The organism is Acidovorax sp. GW821-FHT10E03, from assembly GCF_059415205.1.
Window position 1 is genome coordinate 219904 of sequence record NZ_JBWKMU010000011.1, and the last position, 23431, is coordinate 243334.

Annotated in this window: 25 protein-coding genes; 11 read left to right on the forward strand and 14 right to left on the reverse strand. The window is 69.7% G+C overall.

Annotation, left to right across the window (positions count from 1 at the left end; translation table 11 throughout):
* Nucleotides 1–93 precede the first annotated feature (93 nt).
* Nucleotides 94–1266, reverse strand: a complete 1173-nt coding sequence (gene argE / locus AC07OD_RS20270) for an acetylornithine deacetylase (protein ID WP_494597888.1) — start codon at nt 1264–1266, stop codon at nt 94–96.
* Nucleotides 1267–1342: 76 nt separating this feature from the next.
* Between argE and AC07OD_RS20275 the strand changes: the two genes are divergently transcribed.
* From AC07OD_RS20275 to AC07OD_RS20290, 4 genes are all read left to right on the forward strand, one after another.
* Entirely contained in the window at nt 1343–2551 is a 1209-nt protein-coding gene (locus tag AC07OD_RS20275) for a M20 aminoacylase family protein (protein WP_218297278.1), read from the forward strand.
* 94 nt (nt 2552–2645) lie between these two features.
* On the forward strand, nt 2646–3743 hold the full coding sequence (locus AC07OD_RS20280; protein ID WP_218297277.1) for a M14 family metallopeptidase: 1098 nt from the start codon (nt 2646–2648) through the stop codon (nt 3741–3743).
* 253 nt (nt 3744–3996) lie between these two features.
* A complete protein-coding gene (locus AC07OD_RS20285) occupies nt 3997–4998 on the forward strand; it encodes a LuxR C-terminal-related transcriptional regulator (RefSeq protein ID WP_369641244.1) in 1002 nt (333 codons plus the stop codon).
* Between the two features lie 167 nt (nt 4999–5165).
* Nucleotides 5166–6803, forward strand: coding sequence for a tannase/feruloyl esterase family alpha/beta hydrolase (locus AC07OD_RS20290; RefSeq protein WP_494597889.1), 1638 nt, complete (start codon nt 5166–5168; stop codon nt 6801–6803).
* 113 nt (nt 6804–6916) lie between these two features.
* Here AC07OD_RS20290 and AC07OD_RS20295 read toward each other — a convergent pair whose 3' ends face one another.
* Entirely contained in the window at nt 6917–7297 is a 381-nt protein-coding gene (locus AC07OD_RS20295) for a tautomerase family protein (protein WP_218341397.1), read from the reverse strand.
* A gap of 95 nt (nt 7298–7392) precedes the next feature.
* Here AC07OD_RS20295 and AC07OD_RS20300 point away from each other — a divergent pair, with 95 nt between their 5' ends.
* Complete coding sequence (locus tag AC07OD_RS20300) at nt 7393–8250, forward strand: LysR family transcriptional regulator (RefSeq protein ID WP_218341398.1); 858 nt, start codon at nt 7393–7395, stop codon at nt 8248–8250.
* A gap of 27 nt (nt 8251–8277) precedes the next feature.
* On the opposite strand, the gene AC07OD_RS20305 is transcribed toward AC07OD_RS20300, so the two are convergent.
* A complete protein-coding gene (locus AC07OD_RS20305) occupies nt 8278–8898 on the reverse strand; it encodes a DUF922 domain-containing Zn-dependent protease (RefSeq protein ID WP_492245662.1) in 621 nt (206 codons plus the stop codon).
* Entirely contained in the window at nt 8895–10529 is a 1635-nt protein-coding gene (locus AC07OD_RS20310; protein WP_494597890.1) for a wax ester/triacylglycerol synthase family O-acyltransferase, read from the reverse strand. The genes AC07OD_RS20305 and AC07OD_RS20310 overlap by 4 nt, the downstream gene beginning before the upstream one ends.
* 163 nt (nt 10530–10692) lie before the next feature.
* On the opposite strand from AC07OD_RS20310, the gene AC07OD_RS20315 reads away from it, so the two are divergent.
* Nucleotides 10693–10947 (forward strand): acyl-CoA-binding protein, encoded by a 255-nt coding sequence (locus AC07OD_RS20315; RefSeq protein ID WP_218297272.1) that lies wholly within the window; start codon nt 10693–10695, stop codon nt 10945–10947.
* A 176-nt stretch (nt 10948–11123) separates the two neighbouring features.
* Here the strand turns inward: AC07OD_RS20315 and AC07OD_RS20320 are convergent, their stop codons facing one another.
* Together AC07OD_RS20320 and AC07OD_RS20325 are read right to left on the reverse strand one after the other, a co-directional pair.
* Nucleotides 11124–12353 (reverse strand): CaiB/BaiF CoA transferase family protein, encoded by a 1230-nt coding sequence (locus AC07OD_RS20320; protein ID WP_494597891.1) that lies wholly within the window; start codon nt 12351–12353, stop codon nt 11124–11126.
* On the reverse strand, nt 12346–13278 hold the full coding sequence (locus tag AC07OD_RS20325; protein ID WP_494597892.1) for a hydroxymethylglutaryl-CoA lyase: 933 nt from the start codon (nt 13276–13278) through the stop codon (nt 12346–12348). The genes AC07OD_RS20320 and AC07OD_RS20325 overlap by 8 nt, the downstream gene beginning before the upstream one ends.
* A 159-nt stretch (nt 13279–13437) precedes the next feature.
* On the opposite strand from AC07OD_RS20325, the gene AC07OD_RS20330 reads away from it, so the two are divergent.
* Both AC07OD_RS20330 and ocd read left to right on the forward strand, forming a co-directional pair.
* Nucleotides 13438–14166, forward strand: a complete 729-nt coding sequence (locus tag AC07OD_RS20330) for an IclR family transcriptional regulator (RefSeq protein ID WP_494597893.1) — start codon at nt 13438–13440, stop codon at nt 14164–14166.
* 159 nt (nt 14167–14325) lie between these two features.
* Nucleotides 14326–15387, forward strand: coding sequence for an ornithine cyclodeaminase (ocd, locus tag AC07OD_RS20335; protein WP_494597894.1), 1062 nt, complete (start codon nt 14326–14328; stop codon nt 15385–15387).
* Nucleotides 15388–15404: 17 nt separating this feature from the next.
* Here ocd and AC07OD_RS20340 read toward each other — a convergent pair whose 3' ends face one another.
* Genes AC07OD_RS20340 through AC07OD_RS20350 form a run of 3 tightly spaced genes read right to left on the reverse strand, consistent with a single transcriptional unit; the run spans nt 15405 to nt 17700 of the window.
* Complete coding sequence (locus tag AC07OD_RS20340) at nt 15405–16109, reverse strand: nitroreductase (protein ID WP_494597895.1); 705 nt, start codon at nt 16107–16109, stop codon at nt 15405–15407.
* Between the two features lie 17 nt (nt 16110–16126).
* Nucleotides 16127–16534, reverse strand: a complete 408-nt coding sequence (locus AC07OD_RS20345) for a polyhydroxyalkanoic acid system family protein (RefSeq protein WP_218297266.1) — start codon at nt 16532–16534, stop codon at nt 16127–16129.
* Nucleotides 16535–16545: 11 nt separating this feature from the next.
* Nucleotides 16546–17700, reverse strand: a complete 1155-nt coding sequence (locus AC07OD_RS20350) for an aminopeptidase (protein WP_494597896.1) — start codon at nt 17698–17700, stop codon at nt 16546–16548.
* Between the two features lie 85 nt (nt 17701–17785).
* Between AC07OD_RS20350 and AC07OD_RS20355 the strand changes: the two genes are divergently transcribed.
* The gene (locus AC07OD_RS20355) at nt 17786–18442 is read left to right on the forward strand and encodes a DNA-3-methyladenine glycosylase I (RefSeq protein ID WP_218341405.1); all 657 of its coding nucleotides are present in this window, start codon (nt 17786–17788) and stop codon (nt 18440–18442) included.
* On the opposite strand, the gene AC07OD_RS20360 is transcribed toward AC07OD_RS20355, so the two are convergent.
* The 5 genes from AC07OD_RS20360 to phnF are packed head-to-tail and all read right to left on the reverse strand — an operon-like array spanning nt 18443 to nt 22191.
* Nucleotides 18443–19636, reverse strand: coding sequence for an MFS transporter (locus tag AC07OD_RS20360; RefSeq protein WP_492805819.1), 1194 nt, complete (start codon nt 19634–19636; stop codon nt 18443–18445). It abuts the gene before it with no gap.
* A 21-nt stretch (nt 19637–19657) separates the two neighbouring features.
* The gene (arsC, locus tag AC07OD_RS20365) at nt 19658–20080 is read right to left on the reverse strand and encodes an arsenate reductase (glutaredoxin) (protein ID WP_218297262.1); all 423 of its coding nucleotides are present in this window, start codon (nt 20078–20080) and stop codon (nt 19658–19660) included.
* Complete coding sequence (gene phnN / locus AC07OD_RS20370; protein WP_494597897.1) at nt 20077–20703, reverse strand: phosphonate metabolism protein/1,5-bisphosphokinase (PRPP-forming) PhnN; 627 nt, start codon at nt 20701–20703, stop codon at nt 20077–20079. Before phnN ends, arsC begins: the two co-directional genes overlap by 4 nt.
* Entirely contained in the window at nt 20700–21434 is a 735-nt protein-coding gene (locus tag AC07OD_RS20375) for a DUF1045 domain-containing protein (RefSeq protein WP_494597898.1), read from the reverse strand. Before AC07OD_RS20375 ends, phnN begins: the two co-directional genes overlap by 4 nt.
* Nucleotides 21424–22191, reverse strand: coding sequence for a phosphonate metabolism transcriptional regulator PhnF (gene phnF, locus AC07OD_RS20380; RefSeq protein WP_492254506.1), 768 nt, complete (start codon nt 22189–22191; stop codon nt 21424–21426). Before phnF ends, AC07OD_RS20375 begins: the two co-directional genes overlap by 11 nt.
* A gap of 75 nt (nt 22192–22266) precedes the next feature.
* Between phnF and phnG the strand changes: the two genes are divergently transcribed.
* Together phnG and phnH are read left to right on the forward strand one after the other, a co-directional pair.
* Complete coding sequence (gene phnG / locus AC07OD_RS20385) at nt 22267–22788, forward strand: phosphonate C-P lyase system protein PhnG (protein ID WP_369641260.1); 522 nt, start codon at nt 22267–22269, stop codon at nt 22786–22788.
* The gene (gene phnH, locus AC07OD_RS20390) at nt 22785–23426 is read left to right on the forward strand and encodes a phosphonate C-P lyase system protein PhnH (RefSeq protein WP_494597899.1); all 642 of its coding nucleotides are present in this window, start codon (nt 22785–22787) and stop codon (nt 23424–23426) included. Before phnG ends, phnH begins: the two co-directional genes overlap by 4 nt.
* Nucleotides 23427–23431: the final 5 nt, after the last annotated feature.

Below are 23431 nucleotides of genomic sequence, written 5' to 3' on the forward strand. Positions count from 1 at the left end.
TGGCGGAGCCAGTTCCACGGTGGCACTGGTCTGGGGCGCGCCAGTTGCAGCCCGCGTGGGGATTGCGTTGGCCAGAGGCTTTGCAGGACTTGGCTAGTCGATCGAGGTGGTGCGCGCCAGCCCCTGCATGAACGCCTCGCAGCGCGCCAGCTGTTCCAGGCTCACATACTCGTCCGGCTGGTGCGCCTGGCGGATGCTGCCGGGGCCGCAGACCACGGTGGAGATGCCGGCGTTCTTGAACAGGCCGGCCTCGGTGCCGAAGGCGACGAGGGTGGTGCTCTTCTCGCCCGACAGGGTCTGCGCCAAGCGCGTCACCGGGTCGTCCTTGCTGCCCAGGAAGCTCGGGATCTCGCAGATGGTTTCGAACGAGAAGCCGGCCGCCGGCGCCACCTGCTTCATGCGCGGCTCCAGAGATTTCGCATACGCCACCACCTCGGACTGCATCTGCGCGGCGTTGGCCGTGGGCAGGTCGCGGAATTCATAGCGGAACTCGGCATCGCGCGGCACCACGTTGTCGGCGATGCCGCCGTGGAACTGGCCCACGCTGGTGGTCGAGAACGGCACATCGAAGCCCTCGAAGCGGGGCTCCTCGCGCTCGAAACCCTCGCCCATGTCGCGCAGGCGGCCGACCACGCGGGCCGCCATCTCGATGGCGTTGACCGAATGGGGCGTGAGCGACGAGTGCGCCTCCTTGCCGCGCACGCAGCACTTGTAGCGGTACACGCCCTTGTGGGCGATGGCGGGCACCATGCTGGTGGGTTCGCCCACGATGCAGGCCAGCGGCTTGATGTTCGCGTCGCGCAGGTCGGCGATCAGTTCCTTGACGCCGAAGCAGCCGATCTCTTCCTCATAGCTGAAGGCCAGGTGCACGGCGAAGGGCGCGTTGCTGTGGAGGAACTGCTCGGCCTGCGACACGGCGATGCCGATGAAGGCCTTCATGTCGGCGCTGCCCCGGCCATACAGGCTCGGGCCCTCGGGGCCGTCCAGGACGCGCGCGCTCAGCGGGTCCATCGTCCATTCCTGCCCATCCCACGGCACGGTGTCCGTGTGGCCCGAAAGGATCACGCCGGCCGGCTTGCCTTCGCCCAGGGTGGCGAACAGGTTGGCCTTGGTCTTGTCCTCGTTGAAGGTCAGCCGGCTTTTCACGCCCAGCCGGGCGAGGTGGTCGCGGATGAAATGGATCAGCTCCAGGTTGGAGTTGTGGCTGACGGTGTTCATGCGCACCAGGGTTTGCGCGAGTTCGAGGGCGTGTGGGGAGAGCTTCATGTTGCAGTGCAAATAAACCCCGGGTGGCGCAGGGCAGGCCAGCGGGCTAGACTGTGAGATCGTAAGGATACATATCATGAACGTTATTGATTCCATCGTCACGCAGGCGGCCAGTATTGCCGCCGTGCGCCGGGACATTCACGCGCATCCCGAGCTGTGCTTCGAAGAGGTGCGCACCGCCGATGTGGTGGCGCAAAAGCTCACCGAATGGGGCATTCCCATCCACCGGGGCCTGGGCACCACGGGCGTGGTCGGCATCGTCAAGGGCCGCGACGGCGGCGCCAGCGGACGGGCCATCGGCCTGCGCGCCGACATGGACGCCCTGCCCATGCAGGAGTTCAACACCTTTGCCCACGCCAGCAAGCACCAGGGCAAGATGCACGCCTGCGGCCATGACGGCCATGTGGCCATGCTGCTGGCCGCGGCGCAGCATTTCGCCAGGCACCGCAATTTCGACGGCACCGTGTACCTGATCTTCCAGCCGGCCGAAGAGGGCGGCGGCGGTGCGCGCGAGATGATCACCGACGGCCTGTTCGAGCAGTTCCCCATGCAGGCCGTGTACGGCATGCACAACTGGCCTGGCATGCCCGTGGGCCAGTTCGCGGTGAGCCCCGGCCCGGTGATGGCGTCCAGCAACGAGTTCAAGATCACCATCCGCGGCAAGGGCAGCCATGCGGCGCTGCCGCACAACGGCATCGACCCGGTGCCGATCGCCTGCCAGATGGTGCAGGCCTTCCAGACCATCATCAGCCGCAACAAGAAGCCCGTGGACGCGGGCGTGATCTCGGTGACGATGGTGCACGCGGGCGAGGCCACCAACGTGGTGCCTGACAGCTGCGAGCTGCAGGGCACGGTGCGCACGTTCTCCATCGAGGTGCTGGACCTGATCGAAAAGCGCATGAAGCAGGTGGCCGAGCACACCTGCGCCGCGCACGACGCCACCTGCGAATTCCACTTCCACCGCAACTACCCGCCCACCGTGAACTCGCCGGCCGAGGCCGACTTTGCGCGCAAGGTGATGGCCGGCATCGTGGGCGAGGCCAATGTGCTGGTGCAGGAGCCCACCATGGGCGCGGAAGACTTCGCCTTCATGCTGCAGGCCAAGCCCGGTGCCTACTGCTTCATCGCCAATGGCGACGGCGCGCACCGCGAGATGGGCCATGGCGGCGGGCCCTGCACGCTGCACAACCCGAGCTACGACTTCAACGACGACCTGATCCCGCTGGGCGCTACCTACTGGGTCAAGCTGGCCGAGGAGTGGCTGGCGCAGCCAACGGCGGCCTGACGCCGGCTTCTTGGCTGTCCTGACGCCCCGGGCCCCCTGCGTGCCCGGGCTTTCTTTTCTCTTGTTCCCAACCCACCCACGAAAGCCACCGCCCATGATCGGCATCGCCCGCGCCTTTTCGCCCAGCTACGCCCAGGCCCGCAAGAAATTTCTGGAGGCCGCGGCCGCTGCGGGCCTGCCCATCGAATCACACGCCCACCCGCTCAAAGGGCGCGACGGCGAAGACCTGGCCATGGACGTGGTGCGCGACGGCCCGGCCGATGCGACCAGGCTGCTCATCGTGAGCAGCGCCTGCCACGGCGTGGAAGGCTACTGCGGCAGCGGCGTGCAGGTGTTTGCGCTGCACGACCAGGAGTGGCGCGACAAGGCGCGCGCGGCCGGCGTGGCCACGCTCTACATCCACGCGCTCAACCCCTATGGTTTTTCGCACGTGCGCCGCTTCACCCACGAGAACGTGGACCTGAACCGCAACTTCCAGGACTTTTCAAAGCCCCTGCCCGTGAACGAGGCCTACCGCGAAGTCCAGCCGCTGCTGCTGCCCGAGGCGTGGCCCCCGTTGCCCGAGAATGCCGCCGCCGTGCAGCAGTACATCGGCACCAAGGGCGAGGCGGCCTGGCAGGCCGCCATCTCGCGGGGCCAGCACGAGTTTCCGCAAGGCCTGTTCTTTGGCGGCACCGAGCCCACCTGGAGCAACCGCACGCTGCGCCAGGTGCTGCGCCAGCATGGCGCGGGCGCGTCGCACATCGCGTGGATCGACCTGCACACGGGCCTGGGCCCCAGCGGCCATGGCGAGCGCATCTACGCCGGCAACGACGACGATGTGGCCGTGGCGCGCGCACGCGCCTGGTGGGATGGCGGCGGCGCCACGCCGGTCACCTCCATCTATGACGGCTCGTCCACCTCGGCCTTCCTCACCGGCCTCATGTGGACCTCGATCTACGACGAATGCCCGCATGCCGAGTACACCGGCATCGCCATGGAATACGGTACCGTGCCCGTGCTCGATGTGATGAACGCGATTCGCGCCGAACAGTGGCTCAACCTGCACCCCGGCACCCCCGCCGACAAGGCCGCGCAGATCAAGGCGCAGATGCTGGCGGCGTTCTACACCGACACCGATGAATGGAAGGGCCAGATCATCAGCCAGGCGCGGCAGTCGATGTTCCAGGCGGTGGATGGGCTGGCACGCTGAATGGAATGGAATTGGCCGCTGGCGCTTTGTGAATAAGCGCAGAAAGCTATAAAAATGATAGCATTTGCGCCGGCGCGGGCTGCAGCCGCGTAGCGGGCTGCGCACGCACCTGCCGCCGCCTCGGGTGGGGCTTGGGGTGGCGGCCCGTGCGTGGCCGCTACCATCGCCTGAAAAAACAGGAGACTGGCGCCATGGCCCACGCAGACGACGCGCTTCGCGCAGCGCAAGACGCCCCGGCGGTATGCCGATGAGCATGCCCCCTTCCGCAACGGGCGGGCGCGGCCCCGCCGATGCCTTGCGGGCGCTCAGCCGCAGCCTGCTCGCGCTGGCGCGGGGGGCGCAGCAAGCGCCGCCGCAGGACATGCTGCACCAGGCCTTGCAGACGCTGCGGGAGCTGGTCCCCTTCGACGCGGCCTGGTGGGGCGAGGTGTCGGCCGGCGATGTGCACACCGGTCCGCGCAACTGGCTGCATGGCAGCATCGGCCTGAGCCAGAGCTTTGCACAGGAATGGAACGAACTGTCCGCGGTGGACGAGTTCGCGCGCCAGTCCATGACCCGGCTGGGCGTGGTGATCCGCGAGCGCGATGTGGTGGGCGATATCGTGGAACACCCCGAGGTGGTGGCGTTCAGCCAGCGCCATGGCCTGTACCACTGCATGGCGCTCACCGCCGAGCTGCCCCACAGCGGGCTGATGTTTTTTGTCTCGGTGTACCGCCCGCAGGCGCGTTCGGAATTCACCGACGAAGAGACCGTGCTGTTTGGCGAATTTGTGGTGCATCTGCTGCAGCACTGGCACCACGTGCTGCAGCGGCTGCAGAGCGAGTCCGCCAGCCGTCCCTGGGACAGCTTTGCGCTGGCGGAGCCCTCGGGAGAGCTGCTGTTTGCGGGCCTGCGCATCAGCATGGCGCTGGGCGAGGCGTGCCCCGGCTGGACGGGAACCCGCGTGCCGCTGGAGGTTCTGCAGGCCCTGCCACGTGCTCCCTGCAGCCTGTTGGTGGGCAAATCCTGCCGCTTGCGGCTCGAACCCTGCGGTCCGCTGGTGGCTGTCAGCATGGCATCGCGCCACCAGAAGTCCCCACTGGCCCCGCGCGAGCTGAGCGCCGCCATGCTCTACGCCCAGGGGCGTTCCCACAAGGACATCGCCGCCACCCTGGGGCTCACCCCCGCCACCGTGCGCACCTACCTGCGCACCGCCTACGCCGTGCTGGGGGTGAACAACAAGCTGGCGCTGGTGGCGGCGCTGCGCAACGGGTAGCCAGGCCTGCTCGGTAGTTTCCCGGGCCCTCTGCATTTGCAGGGGCTGCAAGGGAGCCTTCTTTTCCTATCGTCCCCACCGGAGCCACAAGGGCTGCGGTGGCGGCCGTCCTGCTGCTGCTGCCAGTGCCTGGGCTCCTGAAAACCACCATCACTGGAGACTCCCGCATGTTCCCGATTCCATTCCTTGCCGGCGTGGCACCCCATCGCCGCGTCCACCACCGTGCCTCCCCGGGGCGGTGGGCCGCCTGCACCCTGACTGCCCTTGCCGCCGTGGCGCTGACGGCCTGCGGCGGCGGCGGCGATGCCCCCGCGCCCCTGGCCAGCAGGCCCCTGGCCGAGGCCTGCGCCGCCTACACCTCCACCGCCTTGCCCCATGGCGCCAAGGTCACGCGCACCGAGTTGCGCAAGGCCGAGGGCACGCTCCCGGACGCCTGCATTGTGCGCGGCCAGATCGTGTCCTCGCCCGAGTCGACGATCAACTGGGCGGTGGAGCTGCCCACGCTGGCGCAGTGGAACGGCAAGACGCTGACGATTGGCGGCGGTGGGTTCGACGGGTTCATTCCGACCGATGACCCGTGGTACCAGCAGCTCGTGGGTCCATCGGCCAATCCCTATGTGAAGATCAGTTCCGACTCTGGCCACCAGGTGCGCGGCTTTGCCTGGGGCAACAGCGATGTGGCGCTGCGCAACCATGCGTTCGATGCCAACCACTTCGTGCTGGAGATTGGCACCACCATCGCCACGGAGTTCTACGGCAAGCGCCCCGTGCGGCGCTACCACATGGGCCACTCCAACGGCGGTCGCTCGGGTCTGATCTCCACGCAGAAGTACCCCAAGGACTACGACGGCGTGGTGGCCATGGAGCCCGCCATCAGCCAGCAGGCGCACCAGGTCAACCTGGGCCCCACGGTGCTGCGCCACATCTTCAAGAGCCGCGAGAACTGGATGAGCCCGGCCAAGATCGCGCTGTATGCCAAGGCCGAGACGGCCGCGTGTGATGGTCTCGATGGCCTGAAGGACGGCATCATCGGCAACGTCGCGGCATGCAACTACGTGCCCACCGACCTGCTGTGCCAGGGCGCCGACAACGACAGCTGCCTGACGGCCGGCCAGATCGAATCCATCCGCCTCATCTACAGCGACCACAAGACGCCCGTGACCCTGTCGCGCGGTGCCGTGGGCTATCCGCGCTATGGCCGGGGCGGCGCGTCCACCTCGGACTGGCAGTCGTACATGTTCGGTACCAGTTTTGAGAACCCCGACTCGTTCAACCACATGGCCGTGACGGAAGCCGCGCGCCTGGTGGAAGGCAACCCCAACGCCAACATCCTGACGCACGACCCGACCCGGTACCAGGCGAAATATCTGCGGCTGGCCGAGATGATCGACGGTACCGACCCTGACATCTCCGCCTTTGCCGACAACGGTGGCAAGCTGCTGATCTGGTATGGTCTGGGCGACACCTGCGTGTCGGTGTACCGCACGGCGGAATACTTCGACACGGTGAAGCAGCGCCTGGGCGCGAGCAAGGTGCAGGGCTTTGCGCGCATGGTCACCTCGCCTTCCAACGGGCATGACCTGGACGGGGCGGGCACCGAGCCGCGTTCCATCGACCTGCTCGCTGCCATGGACGCCTGGGTGGAAAAAGGCGCGGCCCCCGACAAGCTGGTGGCAACGAAATTTGCCCCCGGCACCAGCACCCCCCTGGCCCAGCGCCCGGTGTGCGAGTACCCCAAGTTCCCGCGCTACAACGGCATGGGCGACCCCGCCAAGGCCGAGAGCTTTACCTGCTCGGCGTCTTGAACGCGGCGGGCCGCCATGGCGGCCCGTTCACTCCGCCCGGCGGCTGGTTCGCAGGTGCCGTGCCGACCCGCCTTCACCGCCGCCCACGGCACGCAGCGCCGTGGAATGGATGGCTACGCGTACTGCGCCAGGCCATGCCCGAAGGACCAGTTCTCCTTGGCGACCTCCACGATGTTCACGAACACATCCTCGGGCCTGAGGCCCGGGCTTTCCCCGAGCAGCTGCGCGATGCGCGCAAACAGCGCCTTCTTCTGCTCCAGAGTGCGCGTGTTGTTGGCGGTGATCTGGATGAACACCACGTCGTCGCTGCGCACCACGCCCAGGTAGGTGGGGCTGTAGCGGAAGTTCGCGGCCTCGTGCTCGGTGATGGTCATGAACTGGTCGTCCTCGGGCACGTTGAAGGTTTCACGCAGGGCGCGGTACAGCGTGTCGAAGATCGCCTGGCGGTAGGCCGCGGGCTTTCCGGCGCGCATGGCAATGTGGATGAGGGGCATCGCAAGATCCTTTTTGAACAACAAAAGAAGAAGCTGGCGAAATGCTATCCATATGAATATGCTATGGATATCTATTTCAGAAATATCAAATTCAAATGGTTGAGCGATCCCTGGACCTCGATGCCGTCGAGGCCTTCGTGCGCATTGCCGAGCTGGGCAGCTTCACGCGCGCCGCCGAGGCCATGGGCACGGCGCAGGCCGCGATGAGCCTCAAGCTCCAGCGGCTGGAGGCCCGCCTGGGCTGCCGGCTCATCGAGCGCACGCCCCGGCATGTGCAGCTGTCCGCGCGGGGCGCCGCCTTTCTGGAACACGCCCGTGAACTCCTGGCCGTGCACGACCGCGCGCTCGCCACGTTCGCCCAGGCGCGCCAGCGCCTGACCATCGGCATCAGCGACCACGTGGCCGGGCCCGAGCTGCCCGCGCTGATCGCCCGCATGAACGCGCAGGACCCGCAGCTCCTGATCGAGATCCGGATCGGCTCGTCCGGCGACCTGCTGCAAGCCTACGACCGGCGCGAGCTGGATGCGGTGCTGGCCCGCATGCACGTGGGCCGCAGCGACGGCGAGCTGCTGGCCGAAGAGCAGTTCGGCTGGCTCGCGGCCCCCGGCTGGCAGCACCGCGCGGGCGAACCCCTGCCCCTGGCCACGCTGGCCGAGCCCTGTGGCGTGCGCGCGATGGCGGGGCGGTCGCTGGATGCCGCCGGCATGGCCTGGGCCGAGGTGTTTGTGGGCGGCGGCGTGGCGGCGGTGGCCGCGGCCGTGATGGCCGGGCTGGGGGTGGCGGCGCTGGCCCCGCGCATGCTGCCCCTGGGCGCGGTGGACGTCGGCACGCGCCTTGCGCTGCCCGCACTGCCCCGCCTGCCCGTGCTGCTGCACACCCGCATCAGGGACGGCCGCCCGCGCGACGCCCTGGCGGCGCTGTCCGCGGCTTTCCGCAGCGCGGTGCGGGGCTAGCCTGGCCGAGGCCGGGCGATGATCCGCTCACTCCAGCCTGGCGCCTTGCGATGCGCCGTGGCGCGTGTCGCGGTCGTATTGCTTCTCGCGCTCGGCGTGTTCGCGCAGCAGGCGGTGGCCCAGCGCGTTGGCCTGGCGCTCCAGCGTGGCGCAGTCCGGCGCGGCGGGCAGCTGCGCAATGCCCTGGTCGATGGCGCGGGCGGCGTCGCGTCCGAACTGCACATGGCCTTGCTCGTGGCGTGACAGGGCCGGCAGGTAGCGGTCGAACAGCGCCCGCTGCGCCGGCGTGGCGCGCCGCAGCTCGGGCAGCTGCACCTCGGTGCGCAGCCGTGTGGTGACCTCGGTGATGCGGCATTCGCCCGACGAGGCCTCGCGCCCCCAGCGGAAGGTCCAGCGCACGTTCCAGCGGGTGTGGCCGTGAAAGCGCTGGCCGTCCGTGACGATGGGCGTGGCCGCGTTCAGCGCCTGGCGCAGCGTGTCGCCAGGCTCCGCATGCACGGCGTACGGGCGCTCGGCATGCTCCTCGCGCACGGCGGCCTGCGCCAGGGGCACAGCGGCCCACAGCGCCGCCAGCAGTGCGGCTGCCTTCATCCGCGGCCGCCGTGCCAGGGCCGCCAGGCCGCGCAGCGTCACAGGGTGCCGCTTCATTCGCCCCAGGGCAGCATCAGCGTGAGCAGCGAGAGCTGGTCGAACTCGGGCGCGAACGCGTCGATGATGCGCTGCGGCTCGGGGCACAGCGTGGTGTCGGTGATCACGCCGAACTGCACGCCGCCGCCATAGCTTAGGATGGAAACCCCCAGGCCGATGTCCCCCGACTGCGGCACCCAGAACATGCACTGCGTGACGCGCGCGCCGCACAGCGTGAGCTGCTCCTTGGGCCCCGGCACATTGGTCATGACCGCCGTGGTCTTGCGGCCGAACAGGTTGAGCAGCGCGTCCTGCGCGGGCTTGATCATCAGGCCCGCCACGGCGAGCATCGCGAACGCGAGGATGGGCTGGGTGCTGCCCTTGAGCGCATTCATGCGCTTGCGCACCTCGTACACGCGCTCCACCGGGTTGGCCATGCCGATGGGCAGCACCAGCGGCACCAGGCCGAAGCGGTTTCCCAGCTTCCAGGCCTCTTCCATGGGGCGCAGGTTCACGGGGATCATGGCGCGGATTTCCTGCCCCGTGGGGTCGTCGCCCTGGCTGCGCAGGTAGCCGCCGATGGCGCCGGCCACGCAGGACAGCAGCACGTCGTTGATCGAGCAGTTGAGCGCCTTGCCGATGGTCTTGACCTCCTCCAGTGGGATGGGCGGGCACCACGCCACGCGCTTGGCCTGGCCGGGCTGGCCCTTCAGGCGCGTGGGTGAATCGTCGGGCATCAGCGCCAGGGCGGCCGCGTCGCTCACCAGCTGGTAGGCTACGCGCGCCATGTCCAGGGTGCCCGACAGGCCGTTCTGCATCGCCTTCTCGGGGTCGCCCAGCATCTGCAGCGACCTGGCCGCGCTGTCGCCGGCCATATCGAGCGCTTTCACGGTCATGCCGGTGAAAGGCTTGATGAGCGTGTCGGCGATCCAGTCCTCCGCCGTGGCGGCCTCCTTGTCCGCACGGGACTTGCGCCTGGGGGGCTCGGCACCGCCATCGACCAGCGACATGGTCACCGAGATCAGCGCGATGCCGTCCGCGATGCAGTGGTGGATGCGCACCACGAGGGCGCTGCCAGGCTGGCCGTCGTCGCCCACGAAGTCCTCGATCAGGTGCATCTGCCACAGCGGGCGGCGCGCGTCCAGCGGCTGCATGGCCAGCTCGCCCACGCGGTCCTGCAGGGCGCGCTGCATGCTCTGTCCGGGGGTGCGGGGCAGCGTCTCGCGCAGCACATGGGCGGCGATGTCGAACTGGCGGTCTTCCACCCAGGTGGCCCCGGCCGCGTCCTCCACCACGCGCTGGCGAAAGCGCGGGTACTGCAGCAGGCGCTGCTGCACGCGCTCGCACAGCGCGTCCCAGCCGATGCCGGGAGAGAGCGTCCACACGCCGTTGATCATCATCAGGTTGCTGGCCGAGTCCATGCGCAGCCAGGCCGTGTCGACCTTGCTCATGCGTTCGCCCGAGAGGCCCAGCATGCCGGTGGCGGCACGGCGCACGTTCTTTTGCACCACGCCGGCGGCCTTGCGCGCGGCGGGCGGAAGGGCCTTGGCCGCGCGGCGGGCCACGTCGGGGGCCTGGGCGCGCACCTTGCGCAGGGGGCTGGCGGCGCCTTCGGTGGCCGGGGCGCGGGGGGCTGGGATGCGGGTCACCATCAGATGTACACCTGTTGTGGTTGTTTTTGGGGGCTTGCCTCTATGGATGGCACCGCTTGGCGCGGTGCGCAGCCCGTAAGATACAACGCAGCAAACCCTTGCCGACACCGTTCTTTCCCTCCCCCTTCCCCTTCTTTCGTTTTCCATCCAAGGAGCAACCGACATGGCCGACCTGAACGCCACCTTCGAAGCCGCCGTAGCCAATTCCAAGAACCTCAGCGAGCGCCCCGACAACGCCACGCTGCTCAAGATCTACGCGCTGTACAAGCAGGCCACCGCCGGCGACAACACCGAGAAGAAGCCCAGCTTCTCCGACATGGTGGGCCGTGCCAAATGGGACGCGTGGGAAAAGCTCAAGGGCACCGAAGCGGATGCCGCCAAGCAGCAATATGTCGACCTGATCACGTCACTCCAGTAGCCCCCTTAGGCGCTGCGCGCCTTCCCCCTCAGGGGGACGCCACCGGTGGCCCGGCAAAGCCGGTTCCACGGTGACACTGGTCTGGGCCCTGCCCCTTGGTGGGCGGGCTGGCGGAGTCAAAAACAAGCGGCCTCGGCCGCTTGTTTTTTTGCAGGTCCTCAGCAACCAGAGAAAAATCAGGCGCTACCGCTTGCTGGGTAAGCGCCAAGCGCTTCAATTTTTATAGCGTCGTAACCCAGCTCGGCCAGCAGCTCCGCATTGTGCTCACCCACACGGGGCGGCGAGAGGCGCACGCCGGGGCGCTGGCCGTCCATGGCCAGCGGCAGCAGCACCGTCTGGGTGGCGCGGCCGTCGGGCAAGGTCATGGGAGCCAGGGCGCCGGTGGCGTTGAGGTGGGGGTCGTCCAGCAGGTCCTCTGGCCGCGTGATGGGCGCAAAGGGCAGGGCGTGGCGCTCGAAGACGTCGGCCAGGTGCGCGGCGCTGTAGGGCGCGAGCCGCTCGCGCAGCAGCGGCATCATCCAGGCGCGTTCGCGCACGCGGTCGTTGTTGCTGGCCAGGCGCGGGTCGGCCTTCAGGTCCGCAAAGCCGAAGGCGTCGCAGAACACCCCCCAGGCGCCATCGCTCACCACGGCCAGGAAGATCTGCTCGCCGTCTTTCACCTGGAACACGTCGTAGATCGCCCAGGCCGAGATGCGAGCGGGCATGGGCGCCGCCGGCTGGCCGGTGACGGCGAACTGCATGATGTGCTGTGCGACGAGGAACACGTTGTTCTCGAACAGCGCGCTCTGCACCTCCTGGCCGCGCCCGGTCTTCTCGCGCTGTGCGAGCGCGGCCATGGCGCCGATCGCGCCGAACATGCCGCCCATGATGTCGTTCACGCTGGTGCCCGCGCGCAGCGGGTCGCCGGGCCGGCCGGTCATGTAGGCCAGGCCGCCCATCATCTGCACCACTTCATCCAGGGCGGTGCGGTGGTCGTACGGGCCGGGTAGAAAGCCCTTGTGGCTCACGTAGATGAGGCGCGGGTTCAGGGCCTTCAGGCTCGCGTAGTCCAGTCCCAGCTTCTGCATGGTGCCGGGCTTGAAGTTCTCGCTCACGATGTCGGCCGTCGCGATCAGGCGCAGCACGGCCTCCTTGCCCTCGGGGGTTTCCAGGTCCAGCGCCAGGCTCTTCTTGTTGCGGTTGAACAGCGGGAAGAAGCCCGCCCCCGACCCGCGCAGCTTGCGCGTGGCATCGCCCTCGCGGCCATGGCCGATGGGCTCGACCTTGATGACCTCGGCCCCCAGGTCGGCCAGCACCAGGCCGCAGGTGGGGCCCATGACCATGTGGGTGAACTCCACCACGCGGATGCCGGTGTAGGGCAGGGCGGTCCGGCCGCCGCCTGGGGCGCTCTCGTTGTTTTCAGGCATGTGGTGTCTCCTGGGTCCAGCCCTTGGGCAGGCCCGCTTCGGGCGTCATCCCGTAGACCGGTTCGCCGGGCAGCCCCGCCTGCAGCGGCACGCGGGCCGCGAAGAGCTTGTGCAGGTCCACACCCGTGGACAGACCCATGGCCTCGAACATGAACACCAGGTCTTCGGTGACCACGTTGCCGGAGGCTCCGGGCGCATAGGGGCAGCCGCCCAGGCCGCCCAGCGATGCGTCGAAGGTGCGCACGCCCACGTCGTATGCGGCCAGGCAGTTGGCCAGGCCCAGGCCGCGCGTGTTGTGCATGTGGGCCGCGCCCGCGTGCGGGCCGATCTCGCTGCGCAGCCGCGTGAACAGGCGCCGCACCTGCGCGGGGTTGGCCATGCCGGTGGTGTCCGACAGGCCAACCTCGTCCACGCCCGCCGCCACGCAACTGGCGGCCAGGCGGATCACGTCGTCCTCGGGCACCTCGCCCTGCAGCGTGCAGCCGAACGCGGTGGAAATGCCCACTTCCACCAGCACCTGTGGCGCGGTCTCGGCGCGCAGGCGGGTGATGGCGTGCAGCTCGTCCACCATGGCCTCCGGGCTCTTGCGCACGTTGGCCAGTGAATGCGCCGCGCTGGCCGACACGGGCAGCGTGATCTTGTGCACGCCGCTGGCCAGCGCGGCCTCGGCGCCGCGCAGGTTGGGTACCAGGGCCATCACGGTGATGCCGGGGTGGGTGAGCGCGTGGCGCACCACCTCGGCCACGTCGGCCATCTGGGGCAGCAGGCGCGCGGGCACGAACGAGCCGACCTCGATCTCGCGCAGGCCCGCCGCCACGAGCGCGTCGATCCAGCGCAGCTTGTGCTGCGTGGGCATGGTGGCTTTCACGGACTGCAAGCCGTCGCGCGGGCCTACTTCGCTGATGAGGATGTCGGGGACGGGCATGGGCGGATTCCTGCGGGGCTGGCCGAGCGCCGGGGCTTGACGCTGCGGAGGGTTGTCGTTCTAATAGATGGAACGAAGTTCTTTCTATTGAAATGATTGACGGTTTGCGCTTTCGCGTCAAGCCCCCGCCCCTGCGTCCTGTTTCCACCCCGCGCCCGCATGCCCCGCAAATCCGCCCATGAATCCCTGGCCGATGCCGATGCCGCACCGGGCGGCGTGGCGGCCGTGGACCGCGCGCTCACGCTGCTGGGTGCGTTCCGGCAGGGCGACGGTGCCCTGCCGCTCGCGGAACTGGCCACGCGCACGCAGCTGCACAAGAGCACGGCGCTGCGCCTGCTCGCATCGCTGGAGCATGCACGGTGGGTGCAGCGGCTCGCGGACGGCCGCTACGCCCTGGGCCCCGAGGTGGCGCGGCTGTATGCGCTGTACGCCGCCGCGTTCTCCCTCGACCGGGTGGTGCTGCCGGTGCTGCGCGATCTGGTGGCCGCCACGGGCGAAAGCGCGGCCTACCACGTGCGCCAGGGGGAGGTGCGCCTGTGCCAGTTCCGGGTGGATTCGCCACACCCCGTGCGCGACCACATCCGCGCGGGCGATCTGCTGCCGCTCGAGCGCGGCACGGGCGGGCGGGTGCTGGTGGCGTTCGATCCGGCGCCCGGGCGCGTGCCGGGCGCGCGGGACCGCGCGCTGCATGCGCGCATCCGGGCCGACGGCTATGCCGCCAGCGTGGGCGACCGGCTCGACGAGGTCGCCGGAATCTCGGCACCGGTGTTCCATGCCGATGGCAGCCTGGCGGCGGCGGTCACGCTGACCATGCCCGCGCACCGCTATGACGAGCGCTACGTGAAGCCGGTGCTGGAGGCGGCACGCCGCCTGAACGGGCAGGTGTAGCCAGAAGAGGCTGAGACAGAGGTGGTGCGCGGGATTGGGCAGAAGGGCAGTTTGCGCTGCCGTTTCGCCAACCCGGCCTGCAATATGCGGCAGTTCTGGCGATTCACATTGCTGCGGCGCTCCGGGAAACTTGTCCCATCCCTTACGGAGACAAGCACCATGCGTTCCCAGAACACCTTCACCACCCTGTACCTCAGCGCGCCCGATGTCATCGACCTGGTGCGCCGCAAGGGCATCGAGGCCTGCCTGCGCGGCATCGCCGACAACATCCATGCCGATTTCCTGCGCTGGCAGGCGTTCGACAAGTCGGCGCGCGTGGCCACCCATTCGCGGGACGGCGTGATCGAGCTCATGCCCATCGCCGACGGGGAGACGTATGCCTTCAAGTACGTCAACGGCCACCCGCGCAACACCCGGCTGGGCCTGTCGACCGTGATGGCGTTCGGCGTGCTGGCCGACGTGGCCACGGGGGCGCCCCTGCTGCTGAGCGAGCTCACGCTCACCACGGCGCTGCGCACGGCCGCCATGTCGGCGGTGGCCGCACGTGCCCTGGCACGCCCCGGCGCGCGCACCATGGCGCTCATCGGCAACGGTGCGCAAAGCGAGTTCCAGGCGCTGGCGTTCCACCACCTGCTGGGCGTCGACACGCTGCGGTTGTTCGACACCGACCCGGCCGCCACCGCCAAGCTGCAGGCCAACCTGCAGGGCGGCGGCCTGCGCACCGTGGCCTGCGCCAGCGCGGCCGAGGCCGTGCGCGGCGCCGACATCGTGACCACGGTGACGGCCGACAAGACCAACGCCACCATCCTCACGCCGGACATGCTGGCGCCCGGCATGCACATCAATGCGGTGGGCGGCGACTGCCCCGGCAAGACGGAGCTGCATGCCGACGTGTTGCGCCAGGCGCAGGTGTTCGTCGAATATGCGCCGCAGACGCGCATCGAGGGCGATATCCAGCAACTGCCGTCCGACTTCGCGGTGACCGAGTTGTGGGAGGTGCTGGCGGGCCGCCTGCCGGGCCGCGGCAGCGATGCGCAGGTGACCGTGTTCGACTCGGTGGGCTTCGCGCTGGAGGATTTTTCCGCGCTGCGGTTCATGCGCCATGCCGCGGCCGAACTGGGGGTGGGCCAGCCGATCGAACTCATCCCCGAACTGTCCGACCCCAAGAACCTGTTTGGCGTGCTGCACGCGCGCGGCCCCTTGCTGCGCGCGGCGGCCTGAGGACGTGCCCGCCCCCGTCAGTCGTGCCACACCACGCTGTCGGCAGGGGCTGCCCGCGTGGTGCGAAAGTGGTTGGCGGGGTGCGCGGGGTCGGCCAGGCCGAACGAGATGCCGCAGACGATGGTGCGGTCCGCGCCGATGCCCAGCACCTCGCGCAGCACGCCGGGGTACGAGGCCAGCGCGGCCTGCGCGATGGAGCCCACGCCCAGGCTGTGCGCGGCCAGCATGAAGCTTGACACGTACGCGCCGCAGTCCACCGCGCCATAGACGCCCAGCGCCTCGTCGCTGCTGACGATGGCCACATGCGGCGCGCCGAACATCGTGAAGTTCTGCGCCGCCTGTTGCGCCGAGGCCTCGCGGTCGCCCTTGGCGATGCCCAGGGCCTCGTACAGTCCCCAGCCGCATTCACGCCGCCGCTCCTGGTACACGCCCCGGTATTCGCGGGGCCAGGGCAGGTCGGGCGCAGGGGCTGCCGCGGCCATGTGCGATTGCAGTGCGCCGCGCAGGCGCTCGAGCGTGGCGCCGCTGGCAATGGTGAGCTGCCAGGGCTGCGCGTTGCACCACGAGGCCGTGCGTTGCGCGGTGGCCAGGATGGCTTGCATGGTGGTGCGCGGCAGGGGTTCGGGCAGAAAGGCGCGGCAGCTGTAGCGGGTGTGAAGCAGCGCGGACAGGGTGTCGAACGCCGGGCTGTGGGCGGCGGTGCCGGTGGCGTTGGATGTCATGGTCCGGGTCCTGGCGGCTACGCCTTCTTGGCCTTGGCCGCAGGTTTGGCCGCCGCCTTGGTACCCGGCTTGCCGGCACCCGCCTCTGCCGCGTGTTTCTTCTTGTCGGCGGCGGGCTTCTTGGTGCCGGGGTGGGGCGCATTGAGCAGGGCATCGAGCTGTTCGCCAATTTCGGCCTCGATGCGGTCCTTGAACGCGCCGAACAGAAAACCCAGCTGGGCCTTCATCTCGAACTGCCGCGCGTCCACGAGCAGCGTGCCCTTGACGCCCGAGCGCGTGAAGGTGAGCGTGTCTTCGGTGTCGCCCTCTTCATAGACACATTCCATGTCGAATTTTTCCTCGGCCTTCTCGGCCCAGGAGAAGGCGATCTTGCGGGCCTCTTTCAGGCCCAGGTGGTGTTCGCGATGGATGTGGATGTCAGGCACAGGGTGTCTCCTTAAGAGGATTTTTGTGGGGGCTGCGCGGGCAGCAGGGCACGCAAGGCCTCGCGGCGCTGCGGCTGGGGCTGCTGCGCCAGCTGCCGTACGGCATCATAAAACCGGGGCCAGTCGCGGCCCTGCTGTTCGAACAGGGCCTCGAACGCGGGCACGAGTTCGTCGTAGGCCGCCTGGGCGGCAAAGCTCGCGTTGTTGGCCTTGGCCACCCAGCGGTCGTAGCCTGCCACCTGGGCCGTGGTGACCGAAGGCTGGGTGCCCGAAGCCGTGCCCAGCCACTGCGCGCGCAGTTGGGCGTAGCGCCCGCGGAATGCCTGCATTGCTTCATTTTTAATAGCATTCAGCGCTTGATCGTCCAGCGCCAGGGCATCTTTTTGTGCATAGATGGCGGCCAGCTGCTCGCGCGTGGCGCGCGTGAGCGCGCGGAACGCGCCGCGCCGCGCCTCGCTGGTGGCGTAGGCCTCGCGCGCCTGGGGGGTGGAATGGGTGGCCAGCCACCGCGCCACGCCAATGCGTTCGACCGCCGTGGCAAAGGACTCGTTGAACAGCGTGTCCCCTTCGGCATACACCACCTGGTGCGCCAGTTCGTGGAACAGCAGGCGCACGAAGTCGCCCTCGGGCCAGGCGATGAAGGTGGAAAGCAGCGGGTCGCCCCCCGCCCAGTTCATGTAGCCCAGCGTGGAGTACGCGGGCACGCCGTACACCTCCACCTCCAGCCCCCGCGCGGCGAGCTGGTCGGCCTCGGCCTGGGCGTCGGCCTGGGCGAAGTAGCCGCGGTAGCCGATGCAGCCCGTGACCGGAAAGCACCAGGTGTGCAGCGTGAGCGCGTAGGGCGGCGCGGCCACCACGTTCCACACGGCGGCGGGGCGTTTCAGGTCGGCGTAGCGGCGGTAGCTTGCGTTGTCGGGCAGGCCCAGCTCGGCCACGGCGAAGGCCCGGGCGCGCTGCGCCAGCCACAGGCGCTCGCGCAGCGCGGGCGCGATGTCGGTGCGTGCCACCCAGCGGTCGATGGGCTCGGCCGACTGCATGAGTTCCAGGTGCCCCACCATGGACTGCCAGTAGTAGCCCAGCGAACCGGTCGTGCTGGCACACCCGGACAGTGCAAGGCAAAGCAACGGGGCGGACACGGCCCGCAGGCGGGGGAGAAACTGGCGCATGGGGGCAGTTTATGGGCAGAAGATCGCGCCGGGCGTGCGCACGGTTGTCAGCAGCGTGGCCGGTGCAGTTTCTAGAATGCGGCGCATGACCGCCGAACCCACCCCCGACCTGCCTGCCGGCCTGTTCGCCGACGAGGCCGGTTGCCCGCGCTGCGCCTGGTGCCAGGCCACGCCCTTCTACCGCCACTACCACGACCACGAGTGGGGGTTCCCCGTGGCGGACGACCGGCGGCTGTTCGAGAAGATCTGCCTGGAGGGTTTTCAGTCGGGCCTGAGCTGGCTCACCATCCTGAACAAGCGCGAGGGCTTTCGCGCGGCGTTTGCCCACTTCGACGCGGAGCAGGTCGCCGCCTTCGGCCCGGCCGACGTCGAGCGCCTGGTGCAGGACGCGGCCATCGTGCGCCACCGGGGCAAGATCGAGTCCACCATCAACAACGCGCGGCGCGTGCTGGAGCTGCGGCGCGAGTTCGGATCGCTGGCGCACTACGCCTGGCGCTATGAGCCTTCCTCCGCCGACCGGCCCGGGCGCCTCACGCGCGAGGTGGCGCGCACCCTGTCCACTTCGCCCGCGTCCATCGCCCTGTCCAAGGACCTGAAAAAACGCGGCTGGAGTTTCGTGGGCCCCACCACGGTGTACGCCTTCATGCAGGCCATGGGGCTCGTGAACGACCACCTGGAAGGCTGCCATTCGCGCGCCACGGCGCTGCGGGCGCGCGCGGAGTTTGTGCCGCCGCGGGGCTGATCAGGGCCGCGCCACCGGCCGCAGAACCCACAGCGCCGCCAGCGCCGCGAGGCCCAGCAGCGTGGTGGCCCACAGGGCGGCTGCGCCCACGCCATCGAGCAGCATGCCGAACAGCACCGGCGCGAAGGCCTGCGCCACGCGGGCGGGCACCATCATCAGGCCCTGGCGGGCGCCGTAGCCGGCGGGCCCGAACAACACCAGCGGCAGCGTGCCCTTGGCGATGGTCAGGATGCCGTTGCCGGCCCCGTGCAGCACGGTGAACACCAGCGCGGCCGGGCCGCCCACCACCATGAGCAAGGCCGCGCCCACCGGGTGGGCCGCGGCCGCCAGCTGCGCAGACAGCAAGGGGTGCAGGCGGCGCAGGAAGCCGAACTCCAGCAACCGCGCCGCCACCTGGGCCGGGCCGACCAGCGCGGCCAGGGCCACCGCCGCCTGCAGCGAGGTGCCGCTGGCCTGCAGCAGGCGCGGCAGGTGGGCGGCCATGGCCGTGCTGGTGAACCAGGTGACGGCGAAAACGAAGGACAGCAGCACGGTGGTGCGCACAGCGTGGCCTGGCGCAGGCACTGCGGGCGCCACCGGCGTGGCGGCGGGGTCGGCGCCCGCTGGTGCGGCCGGGGCATGCTCGCCGGGCGCGGTGCGGGGCAGCCAGCCATTCAGCGGCACGCCCACCAGCAGGTGCAGCGCGGCCCAGCCCGCGCACGCGCCGCGCCAGCCCCAGTGCACCTCCATCCAGGCCGACAGCGGCCAGCCCACCGTGCTGGCAAAGCCCGCGATCAGCGTGATGCCGGTGATGGCGCCGCGCGCGCCCTGGCCATACAGGCGCACCAGCGTGGCAAAGGCCGCTTCGTACAGGCCCGACCCCATGGCCACGCCCATCAGCACCCAGGCGGCAAACAGGCCCACCGGGCCCTGTGCCAGTGCCATGCCCGCCAGGCTGGTGGCAAACAGCAGGTTGGTGCCCACCAGCACCGGCCGGCCGCCATGGCGGTCGATGGTCCGGCCCGCCAGCGGCCCCAGCAGGGCGGACACGATGAGCGCCAGCGAGAACGCGGCGAACACGGTGGGCGTGGCCACGCCCAGGTCGCGCGCCATGGGCACGGCCAGCATGGCGGGCAGGTAGTAGGACGAGGCCCAGGCCAGGGTCTGGGCCGTGCCCAGGCGCGCCACGGTCCAGCGCTGTGGCGCGGCGCTCATGCCGTGCGAGGCGCCACGGTCTCAGACACGCTGGCCCTGGGCGTTGACGACGACCTCGCCATCTTCCTTGGTGAAGGCGCCTTGCTGGGGCGAGGGCAGGATGTCCAGCACCTTTTCCGAGGGACGGCACAGCCGCGTGCCCAGCGGCGTTGCGACGAGGGGGCGGTTGATGAGGATGGGGTGGGCCAGCATCGCGTCGATGAGCTGGTCATCGGTGACGCCGGGCGCATCCAGTTGCAGTTCGGTGAAAACCGCTTCCTTGGTGCGCACGGCGTTGATCACGGGCTCGCCCGTGGCGGCGATCAGCGCCAGCAGCGTGGCGCGGTCGGGCGGGGTCTTGAGGTATTCGATGACTTCCGGTTCGGCGCCGCTGTTGCGGATCATGGCCAGCGTGTTGCGGGACGTGCCGCATTTTGGGTTGTGATAGATGGTGATGGCGGTCATGGTGGGGCGTGGTGGTTTGCTGACGAAGGGGCGGTGTGAAGACCTGAAAGTTTGCCACCGTGCGCGGGCCAGCCCGGCAACCGCTTCAGCGCGTGCAGCAGTTGCTGGCCGGCGTCGTTCAGCGTTCCGTCGTTGCGCACTTCCAGGCTGGCCGCGCCCGGGGGCGGCATGAACGCCGCCGCACGCTGCACGCGGGCCTCCACCTCCCCGGGGGTCTCGCGGCCGCGCGAAAGCAGCCGCTCGCGCAGTACGTGCGGGCTGGCGGTGATGTGCACGGCCACCAGGTCGGGGAACCGCGCCAGTGCATCGGCCAGGTAGGCGCGCGAACCGTTGAGCAGCACCCATTGGCCGTGGGCCAGTGGCGCGAGCTGCGCGGCCCGGATGCCATAGCCCAGGCCGTTGGCCTCCCAGTGCAGGGCAAACGCCTGCTCACCGCGCAGCGCCGCAAAGGCCTCGGGCGACACGCTCTCGTGCGCCTCGCCGCCGGGCGCAGCGGGGCGGCTGATGGTGCGCCGTGCCCAGTGCACGGGGCAGGGGGCTGGCAGGTGCGCGTGCAGCCAGCCGAGAAGGCTGTCCTTGCCCGCGCCGGAAGGGCCCATGAAGTACACCAGCCGGGCCGTCATGCGCCCAGCTCCAGGTGGTCCAGCAGCACGAAGTCGGCGCCCGGCGCGGGCTCGGCGAACAGTGCCAGGCTGTTGAAGCGCAGCGGGGGCAGGTCGGCGAAGAACTGCTCGGCCGCATCGAGCACCAGTTCCACGGTGTCTTCACGCTCGCCCGCGAGGGATCCGGTCAGTGACAGGTGGAAGCGGAACTCCTCCAGCACGAAGGGGTAGCCCCACTGCTGCAACAGCGCATCCTGCCGGGGCGTGAGCCCGGCCGCGCGGCGGCGCGCCAGGTCGCTGGCGGACAGGCGCGCCGCCAGCGGCTGCAGCTGCGTCACGCAGGCGGCGGCTGCGGCCTGGATCTCGGCGTTGGCCGGGTGCGAGGGCATGGGCACCAGCGCGAGGAAGTCGTCGATGCGCTGGACCTGCAGGGGCGGCATGCTGAAGGGGCGCAGGCTGTCGGCCAGCGTCTGCACGGCATGCTGCAGCGTGAGCCAGTCCACCCCCGGCGCCAGCGCGAACGGCGCCTTGAGCGTGGCATGCCAGCCATAGCGGCGCGGCGCGGCGGTCAGGCGCTCCAGTTCTTCCTTGGCCACGCCGTGGATGTCCAGTTGTGGCAGGGGCCGCAGCAGCGCCGCGCAGCGGCCCAGCCAGTGGCTGCCGGCCAACCAGGCCAGGGTGCCGGGGTGGGGAGCGAAGTACACCGCATAGCGGTGGGCCGCCGTGGGGGCCGTGGCGTGGTTATTCGTCATGGGTGATGGTGAGTTTGACGCGGTCGCCCGCGAACCAGGCGCGCGCCCACTCGATGGGCGTGCCGGCCAGGTCCACATTCAGGCTCTCGACCAGCAGCACCGGGCGCGCGGCGGGCTGGCGCAGCTCGGCGGCCACGGCGGCATCGGGCAGCTCGGCGGTGATGCGGCTTTCGCGCCGCGTGTAGTCGGCCACGCCATGCGCGGTGAAGCCGGCGGTGATGGAGCCGGTCTCGCGCACCACGGCCGCCAGGCCCGCGAAGCGGGGCAGGGGAAAGTAGCGCTCGCTCACGTGCAGCGGCTGGCCCTCGGCCTGGCCGATCACACGCAATTGCAGCAGTGGGCTGCGCGTCGGCACCTGCAGGGCCTTGGCCAGCGCGGCCGTGGCGCGCACCGTCTGTTCCTGCAGCACCACCAGGCTGCCGCGCAGGCCGGCCTGCGCCAGGCCCTGCTGGTGGCGCACGCGCTTGCCCAGCGCCAGGTCCACCGCGAAGTCCTCCACGTAGGTGCCGCTGCCCTGGGTGATGCGCACCAGCCCCTGGCTGCACAGGCTGGCCAGCGAGCGGCGGATGGTGTGGCGGTTCACCCCGAACTGCTCGGCCAGTGCGTGCTCCGAGGGCAGGCGCTGGCCCGGGGGGTAGATGCCGCTGCCGATGGCCTCGGCCAGTTCGGCGGCGATGCGGGTCCAGAAGCTGTCGCGTGCCGGGCGTGCGGCCGGAACGGGGTTGGCAAGAACTTGTGTGCTGGTGGTGGCTGTCATGAAACCTACATGCGCGCTGTCTAAGCTGGCGCCAGTTGTTCAATTTGTCTATACAACTTAAAGAGTACCACCTCCATGTTTCAAGCCTTTGACAACCCGGGCCCGGGCCGCCCGCTCTCGCGGGCGCACTGGATGGCGCTGCTGGCCCGCGCGCCCATCGACCTTCTGGAGCCCGCGCTGCACGACCACGCCGCACTGCCCGCCCGCTGGCTGCGCGCTCCCGAAACCGGTCTGATGATGGTGCAGGGCCGCGCCGGCGGCACCGGCGAGCGTTTCAACCTGGGTGAGGTCACGGTCACCCGCTGCGCACTGCGCGTGGACGTGGACGGCGCCGATGGCGGCGAGCCCACCGTGGGCGTGGCCTACGTGCTCGGCCGCTCGCACCGCCAGGTGCAACTGGCGGCCCTGGCCGATGCGCTGCTGCAGGACCCTGTGCGCCAGGCTGCGCTGGATACCAGCCTGCTCGACCCCATCCGCCGCCACCTGGCCCAGGTGCAGTCCGAGCGCCAGGCCCGCACGGCCAGCACACGGGTGGACTTCTTCACGGTGGCCCGCGAAAGCGGTGGCAATGACGACAGCGACGAGGACCAGGAATGAGCGCCACCCCGACGATCTCCCTGTCCGCACTGGGTGCGGGCTTTTCCAGCGAGGCCCTGGGCAGCCAGGGCGTGTTCCGCGCGGTGCTGCGGGCCCTGTCGCAGCCGGGTGATCCGGTCGCCATCGTGCACGATGCCGAAGTGCCCGCCACCGGCCACGCCGCGTCGGCCGCCGTGCTGCTGGCTTTGCTCGACAGCGAATGCACGCTGTGGCTGTCCCCCCAACTGGCCACCAGCCAGGCCGGCGTGTGGCTGCGTTTTCACACCGGCTGCGTGCTGGTCGATGCCCCCGAACAGGCGCGCTTCGCCTGGGTGGCTGCGGGCGATGCCATGCCTGACCTGGCCCGCCTGCAGCGCGGCAGCGACGAATACCCCGACCAGTCCGCCACCTGCGTGATCGACGTGGCGGTGCTGGCCCCGGCTGGGGAGGGCGCAGGCGCCTGGCGCCTTGCGGGCCCCGGCATCCGCAGTGCGCAGCACCTGCATGTCGCGGGGCTGCCAGAGGACTTCTGCGCGCAGTGGGCCGACAACCACGGCGCCTTCCCGCGCGGGGTGGACGTGGTGCTGGCCACGGCCACGCACATCGCCGGCCTGCCGCGCACCACCCGCATCGAATCACCATCCACCGTGGAGGCCTGAGCCGC